Raw genomic sequence first — 6,887 nt, 5'->3', positions numbered from 1 at the left:
AGGCAGTCGTTTTAAACGCGGATGGCTAAACCGTGTCTGGGCGTTAAGGGTTCTGGAGCCGACTCCACCCGTTGAAACGTCAACTAAAGATTGAATGTCTACGGATGTCCATGATTTAGATAGCAGGACGAAACGACTATCAGCACTTAAACAAACTGAAGTTACACCATCCGCATGTCCTTCAAAAGTACGCAGACAAATCTCTGTAACTACATCCCAAAGTTTTAGAGTACTGTCCGCACTTCCAGAAAGAGCGAAACGATTATCAGCACTTAAACATACTGAAGTTACACCATCTGTATGTCCTCTAAAAATACTTATTGGATTACCAAGAAGATTCTTTTTTAACTCTTCTATATCTGCATTTTTTCTAAAAGCATCTAATGATACAGTAGGTAGATGTTTTTGTTTTAACGTTGCTATATCTACCAGCTTAAGAGTGCCATCACTGCTTCCCAAAATAACCAAGCGGCTATCTGCACTGAAACAGGCTGAAGTCATACCATATTCAAATTCAGTGCTTAGTATATTATATCCCGGTGCTACCTCCCTTTGCCTTAGTGGTACACGAGTGTTTGAACTTTTTGTGCCGAAGAAAATAAATGTGCTTCCACAAAATCCTTTTAATTCTTTGCGAGGTAAGCGAACATACAAACTTGTCCAAGTATTTACAGCTTCCATTCTTTGGTTGTATCCTGGTTGCGATCGCGCTTCCTGAATATGCTTTGAAGCTGCTGCTCCCGTTACCTTGCTTCAAAGCTATCTGCGCTTGTTGTAATTCTTGTTCATAAACTTTATTGCTTAAGAGAGCAGCTTCAGTTGTTATTACTTGCGACAACTTGAAGGGCGCTCTAAAAAAATTATTTAAGTGCCCTATCGACCATCGTTCCGGATTATCGCCATTGCTTGCAAAGATGGCAAAGTAGTTACCAGCATTTAAATATACTGAGGTTCTCGAACCTTTTTTTCCTTCAAAAGTACGTAGACAACGCTGCGTGGATAATTCCCATAGCTTGACGGTACCATCTGCACTTCCAGAAAGGGCAAAATATAAGTTGGCGCTCAAGCATACTGAGTCCACCCAACTTTTATGTCCTTCAAAGGTACGTAAACAATTACCTGTGGCTACGTCCCACAACTTTAGGGTGTTGCCTTCTCCCCCTGCCCTACGTATTCTTTCCGCACTTCCGGAGAGAGCGAAACGACCATCTGCACTTAAGCATACTGAGGTTACAAAACCTTCATGCCCTTCAAAGGTACGCAAACAAATTCCAGTTGCCACTTCCCAAAGCTTTAGGGTTCTGTCCCCACTTCCAGAGAGAGCAAAACAATTATCTGCACTCAAACAGACTGAATTTACGTAACCTTCATGTCCTTCAAAAGTACGTAGACAAGTCCCTGTTGTTACTTCCCAAAGCTTCAGGGTTTTGTCGCCGGCTTGGGTACTTTTACTGCTAGGTCGATATTCCAAGCACTGTGTCGCACCTTGTAAACCTTACCAAAACCACCTTCCCCCAGTACATCGGTAACTTTATACAAGTCTAAAATGACATCTCCAACGTTCCATTGCGCGAAGCTCTGGGGCATAATATCTTTTTTCCTTGGTGTTTTGAGTTACTGCGTTGTTTAACTTTGAAGTTGCTCTGGGCGTAAAATTGACTACTTAGTATCTACAAATAGCACAGAAATAATTTCGGAATTCAGTATTTAATTTAAAATTTTTTCATATATCTTTACGCTACGCATTCAATTGATAAATATGCTACAAAATTGTCAGATGAAACTAAAGGTGATCTATTCTAATAGCAAACCTTTTGGTGCGGACTTTCCAAGATGCTTGTATAATTCTACTTTTGACTGCTCAAAATTTGGCTTCTCATCTTCTGTAAACCCACAAACTTGAATAGCTTTCCCCCTCTGCACCTTATACAAAGTCCCGCGATCGCTCTTCTCATCAACTATCCGTAGCATCTCCGACGGTGTATGATAAATAACCCGATATTTCCCATCCCCAAAAGTCGCTGTTTGCATCTCCTCACCAGCATTGGCAGGATTCTTTTTCAAACATGCAAAAGCAAGCTTTAACATCTTTTTTTCCCATTCCTCCCGTTTAACTGGTTCGGTTTTAGTTGTATCTGTGGTGGGTATTTCGGTGCGAACGCTTACTTTCTCATTAGCCTTAATTTTTTTCTCCCTAACCAAAGCTTCTTCCCTAGTCCAAACTTGAGGATATCGAATCGTTTCCGGATCAACTTTAATATTGGCGATAGTCGCTGGTGCTGATTCTAATACTCCTTGAAACTTAAATCCATCAATTTTAATACTTCTTACATTTAACCTTTCACTCAATAATTTAAAAGATTCCTTATCAACTACACCTAATGGTTTATCATCAACGAAAGCGATAGGTATAAAGGCTTTACTACTTCCAGCAATTTTAATTGTAATTACCCCATCTTCCCCATTCCATTCCCGTTCTGCAAATGCATACTTTTTCATTTGTCCCACTTTTAATTTATTTCCTTGGGTACTGGTAATAATTACCGATGCACTGGGTGGAGAAGTAATTTTTGCGGTAAAAGATGTACCGATGGGCAACTGTGCTGATTCGCTGCGAAATACTCCCAATTTATTATTTTCAGCCACCAACCAACGTTTATTATGTGTTGGATTTGCAGGGTCAGGTAATTGTTCTATGTGACACTCAACTTTTTCTCCCACCCATTTACGTCCCAAATGCTCGTTACTGGTTTTGTGAGTTCCTACGACTGCAAATTCGGTAAATTGTAATTTACCAAGTCTTCCTACTAATTCCTCTCCAAATATGGCAAAAACAGCCGATGTTTTCTTAAAACCCCGTTCTGCATCTTCTTTACTTGCTGTGGAAACTTGCCACATCGCTGCTGCAACTGCTTCTTTTTCTAAATCGGGGATACTTTCTCGGATTGCGATCGCATACTCCCTTACTTGTGTAAAAGCTGCTTTAACTTGACTGGGAGCAAATCCTGGTATAGCTTCTTTTGTCAGGTTTCTGAACTGGGAAAATTGCTTTAGACTACCTTGAAATTGCTGTAAACAAGCTTCAGAAATATACCCTAAATGCTTAGTTTGCTGCTGACCATTACTTTGTAATTTTGGCTTTCCATCTGCATCAAATACGGGACCGATGGCGATAGCCACTCCCTTTGGGAGTATCGTAATCCATTTATTCTGACTTTGTTTGTAGGGACTTTTATTCTTAACAACCGTAATATCGAGTTTTCGGTCATCGAAAAGATTGGGATGCTTTTTCTCCGCTAAACCAATAATCTCTATTTGCTGACCTTGAGGACTAGTCGCGATGATTTTCAAACCTGGAGATTGTTCGACTTCTCGACTAATCGTAACCGCTCGATGAATTAACGAATCATATATTTTCTTAATTTGAACCGCACTCGCTTTTTGAGTGGGTGAAAACTCGACTCCCTTGAATAAATCCTGAAATTGTTGAGTCGAACGCGCTGTTATTGCACTTTCAGCAAAAGCATTGTTGGTCATCCTTGCCATCATATCGATCGCACCGTGACCTTTGATGTTTATTTCCCTTTTCGTATACACATCCCCCAATTTTCTTTCTTCAACCCAAGGAGCGACATCAAAGCTTTTAATAATAGTATTGCAAGCATTAACAATTTCTGGATTGGAGCGATTTGCACTTTTACCTCGATCAACTTCGATTTGTAATTGTCCTCCCAAAGTTCCTACAACATCGTGGTAAAAGTTACCTATTTTTTCTAATAAATTTTTAATACCTAATTCTGGAATTGTATAGTTTTGATTTTGCTCTCGATTCGTAGGAGGACATAATTGTGCAAGTTCGACGATATGCGATCGCAAATTCTCCGGATACTTAATTTGATAAAAACTCTGATTTTCGGCTTTTAACATTTCTACCGCAGCACAGGAAATATCCCGAATAAATTTTCCCGCTTCTGCATCTGGAATTGAAATACACTCATTTTCCAGAGCAATTCCTTTCATCAAATGGTATTGCTGTTGGGTCGCCATAAGAACCAATTCTGATGGGATAACGATATCTTCTGAGAATTTCAATTTCATTGTTACTAAGTTTTGGGTAGGCTCCAGATTTATATTTTTGATAAACTCGGTTGACACCCAACAAGTTAACATAGCAACTTCCAACTTCACTCATTCTCATCGGACAGCTTCCACATATACCAACCTCTAAGCCTTCTTTTGCAGCGTGAGATTGACAACTTTGATGCGGTTTAATATTCGTTGGGCAGCATGAGAACTGTTTCTATCAAATAAAGCTTGATGTGACTTAGTGGAAAATCCGTATATTCGATTTTCTGTCGTAATACTTCTTGATTTGTATCCCACTCACAAATCAAAACACCAGAATTATGATCAACTCGTAAATGCCAAATTTGAAATTCTCGCAAGTTTGGATTGGAGAGCAATTTTTTTGTTTGATGTGAGAAAATTGCATCTATTAGCCAGTAGCAGTTTGTTTCATCTGCCAGATATTTAACGCCTTCGGTGTATTTCAAGCCAAGCCAATGTTTGTAGAGAACTGTTGAACCAGTAAATTGGTTGAGTACAGCTTTTATTTGGTGTGGTGTTTTCATTTGTGAATCTCTAGATTTTACAGACTTCACACTTTCAAAGGCGTAAGCCTTAAAATAGAACTGCTGATATTTATTATCAGCACCCACATGATTGGCGTTAGCCATCAGTAATCTATTATGCCTGTAGCAATTTTGAGGACGCTCTTACTGAAAATTCTCCTAAAGCGATACTTTTGTGGAGAATTTGCGATCGCTCCAATAAAACGATTATGAGGGATAAACATAGGGTTAGCGTTTGGTGAAACCGTTCCCGCAGGGTAGCTTAACGCCAAAGATTTATCGCACCTTTCATCCCTCAAAAGCAGCCCAGATATTTACGAAGCATTGGCAACATCATTATCCCCAGTCTGCCCTTTACCAATATCCTGTTCTCTTTTTTTGCGACGACGCTTAATTAAACTAAACACAGTGACTGCATCTGTTGGATTAACTGGACTTGGCGAGTAATCGAGTAAATCTGCTGGTGCGATCGCTTTATCCAAATCTTGTGCCAACTCATTTAAAGCATTGCATAACAAATCTAATGCCACCCCATCCAACCGTGGCATCGTTTTAGAGTTCCTCAAATTAGACATTGCATTTGTGCTAATGTCCAGCCGAAGAGCTAGGTCTACACCCTTGATGCTATACCTAGCCATTATTTCTTTAAGTCTCCACCTAATCAAAGTTTAAGGCACATAAATTCAACACCTCTAATGTACTGGCATCTGCTTATTCCATAAAGCCAATTCTAAATTACACATAGTTAATTTTAAATTGTTTAAATACTTTGGTAATTTATTTAATCTACAAATCTAACTTGTAGTAAAATAAAATATAAATAGAAAGCGATCTGCCGTAGGCGGCAGCGCTAAGTCCCAAGAGGACAGGCTACGCCAAAGCTATTGCATCTTTTCTTGGCAGAACGGGCGATCGCCTTCAACAGATAGCTACTAGTGACGTGATAGGTTTTTATAAGCCTACGCAAATCACGTATTTATTATTTGAGAAGCCTTTAAGAAAACCAGACAATTGTGCATTATGGAGGCGATGAACTCAGGAAACTAAAATTGGAACCGCTTGAATTTTGCCGAAAATGGATCAAATCACCACAACCTGGAGAACGTGGTTATTACAAAGTTTGTGTAAGGTTTCTCGCAAAGGCTATGGGATTGTCGGAACGCACTGTCGAGGGCTGGGGAGCAGAATTTTCCAACCGTCCAGATTATGTTCTGATAACTTTAAAAAAGGAGGATACAATTCTTCAAATTCGAGAACTTGTCAAACAAAACGATTTATCTGATTTTATCGATGAGAAATAAATACGGAATTAGCGTATAATTATACTAAAGTAAATTTCCTCAAAACCAAAACCCCCCGCATCGACTCGCAATCTAACCGGAGGGCATGGTTCTCACTGATTTCAGGAGTTATCTCTATTATGCCTTGTATCGAGCTTCCAGTCAGCTACTCATTTGACTACAGCAACTTTTCCAAACCAGAGCTAGAACAAAAAGCCCAAGCAACACTATCAAACTTCCTGGGCTTCGTTCGCCAGACTTTTGATGGTCTTCTAGAAATAGGGCGATCGCTCCAAGATTTTTACTTCGACTGTCTCGCGTTTTGCCCAAACGGAAAGAAAGTATTTTCCGAATGGCTTGCCTCACCAGATTTTGGTGCATCACGCTATATTGCCTCCTCAGCGATGGAAATTAGCGCTTGGTTCGATAAATTACCTGCGCGATGGTCGAAGACCGGGCTTTGCCCATCGCAAAAATTAATCCGTCAAAACGTCCAAAATTGGAGCGTTTCCGCATTACGACAGCTAACCAAAGTCAGCCACGATTTAGTTAAAGAACTTGTGCGATCGGGCAAAAAGACTGCCGCACAGGTTAAAGACGAGGGGGAGAGAGGGAGACAAGGAGAAGGGGGCAAGTCGAATCATATTCCCCCGCTCCCCCACTCTTCCACTCCCCCGCTCTTGCCATTACCCACACCTGAATTAGTTCCTGGAATGCGAATTGTCGTTAAGGAAGAGAATACAGCTTGGAATGGACATAGCGGAATAATCATATCCAAGCGGGAGGGCGATTTATGGGTATTGCTTGACCACACAGTTTCCCAAGGTATGGAGATAAAACACCTGCTCAAACCGCACCAAATACAACCAGAAGCTCAACAGTCTCTTAGTGACATCTCCTACACTGACCCTTGCGGGTACAGTGTAGGCTTCAAGCAGTCCTGTTAAGGATATGCAAGATTTCCTTCGTGGTACTT

General features: G+C 40.4%; 8 protein-coding genes. 2 read left to right on the top strand and 6 right to left on the bottom strand.

Annotated features, from left to right (window positions below; translation table 11 throughout):
• From OGM63_RS18820 to OGM63_RS18795, 6 genes are all read right to left on the bottom strand, one after another.
• On the bottom strand, positions 1 to 501 hold a 501-nt coding region (locus OGM63_RS18820; RefSeq protein ID WP_375340498.1), incomplete at its 3' end, for a WD40 repeat domain-containing protein.
• Positions 502 to 529: 28 nt separating this feature from the next.
• Complete coding sequence (locus OGM63_RS18815; RefSeq protein WP_263747185.1) at positions 530 to 1,471, bottom strand: WD40 repeat domain-containing protein; 942 nt, start codon at positions 1,469 to 1,471, stop codon at positions 530 to 532.
• A complete protein-coding gene (locus tag OGM63_RS18810) occupies positions 1,420 to 1,587 on the bottom strand; it encodes a hypothetical protein (RefSeq protein WP_263747184.1) in 168 nt (55 codons plus the stop codon). The genes OGM63_RS18815 and OGM63_RS18810 overlap by 52 nt, the downstream gene beginning before the upstream one ends.
• Positions 1,588 to 1,794: 207 nt before the next feature.
• Positions 1,795 to 4,047, bottom strand: coding sequence for a hypothetical protein (locus tag OGM63_RS18805; protein WP_263747183.1), 2,253 nt, complete (start codon positions 4,045 to 4,047; stop codon positions 1,795 to 1,797).
• Between the two features lie 221 nt (positions 4,048 to 4,268).
• Positions 4,269 to 4,736, bottom strand: a complete 468-nt coding sequence (locus OGM63_RS18800) for a DUF6876 family protein (protein WP_263747182.1) — start codon at positions 4,734 to 4,736, stop codon at positions 4,269 to 4,271.
• 209 nt (positions 4,737 to 4,945) lie between these two features.
• A complete protein-coding gene (locus OGM63_RS18795) occupies positions 4,946 to 5,296 on the bottom strand; it encodes a helix-turn-helix domain-containing protein (protein WP_263747181.1) in 351 nt (116 codons plus the stop codon).
• Between the two features lie 384 nt (positions 5,297 to 5,680).
• On the opposite strand from OGM63_RS18795, the gene OGM63_RS18790 reads away from it, so the two are divergent.
• Together OGM63_RS18790 and OGM63_RS18785 are read left to right on the top strand one after the other, a co-directional pair.
• The gene (locus tag OGM63_RS18790; RefSeq protein WP_263747180.1) at positions 5,681 to 5,932 is read left to right on the top strand and encodes a hypothetical protein; all 252 of its coding nucleotides are present in this window, start codon (positions 5,681 to 5,683) and stop codon (positions 5,930 to 5,932) included.
• Between the two features lie 119 nt (positions 5,933 to 6,051).
• Complete coding sequence (locus OGM63_RS18785; protein ID WP_263747179.1) at positions 6,052 to 6,858, top strand: hypothetical protein; 807 nt, start codon at positions 6,052 to 6,054, stop codon at positions 6,856 to 6,858.
• The last annotated feature ends 29 nt before the right edge of the window (positions 6,859 to 6,887 follow it).

This window comes from Plectonema radiosum NIES-515, assembly GCF_025753815.1.
In the GTDB taxonomy this organism is placed as follows: domain Bacteria; phylum Cyanobacteriota; class Cyanobacteriia; order Cyanobacteriales; family Nostocaceae; genus Hassallia; species Hassallia radiosum_A.
This window is presented reverse-complemented; position numbering and strand designations above follow the sequence as displayed.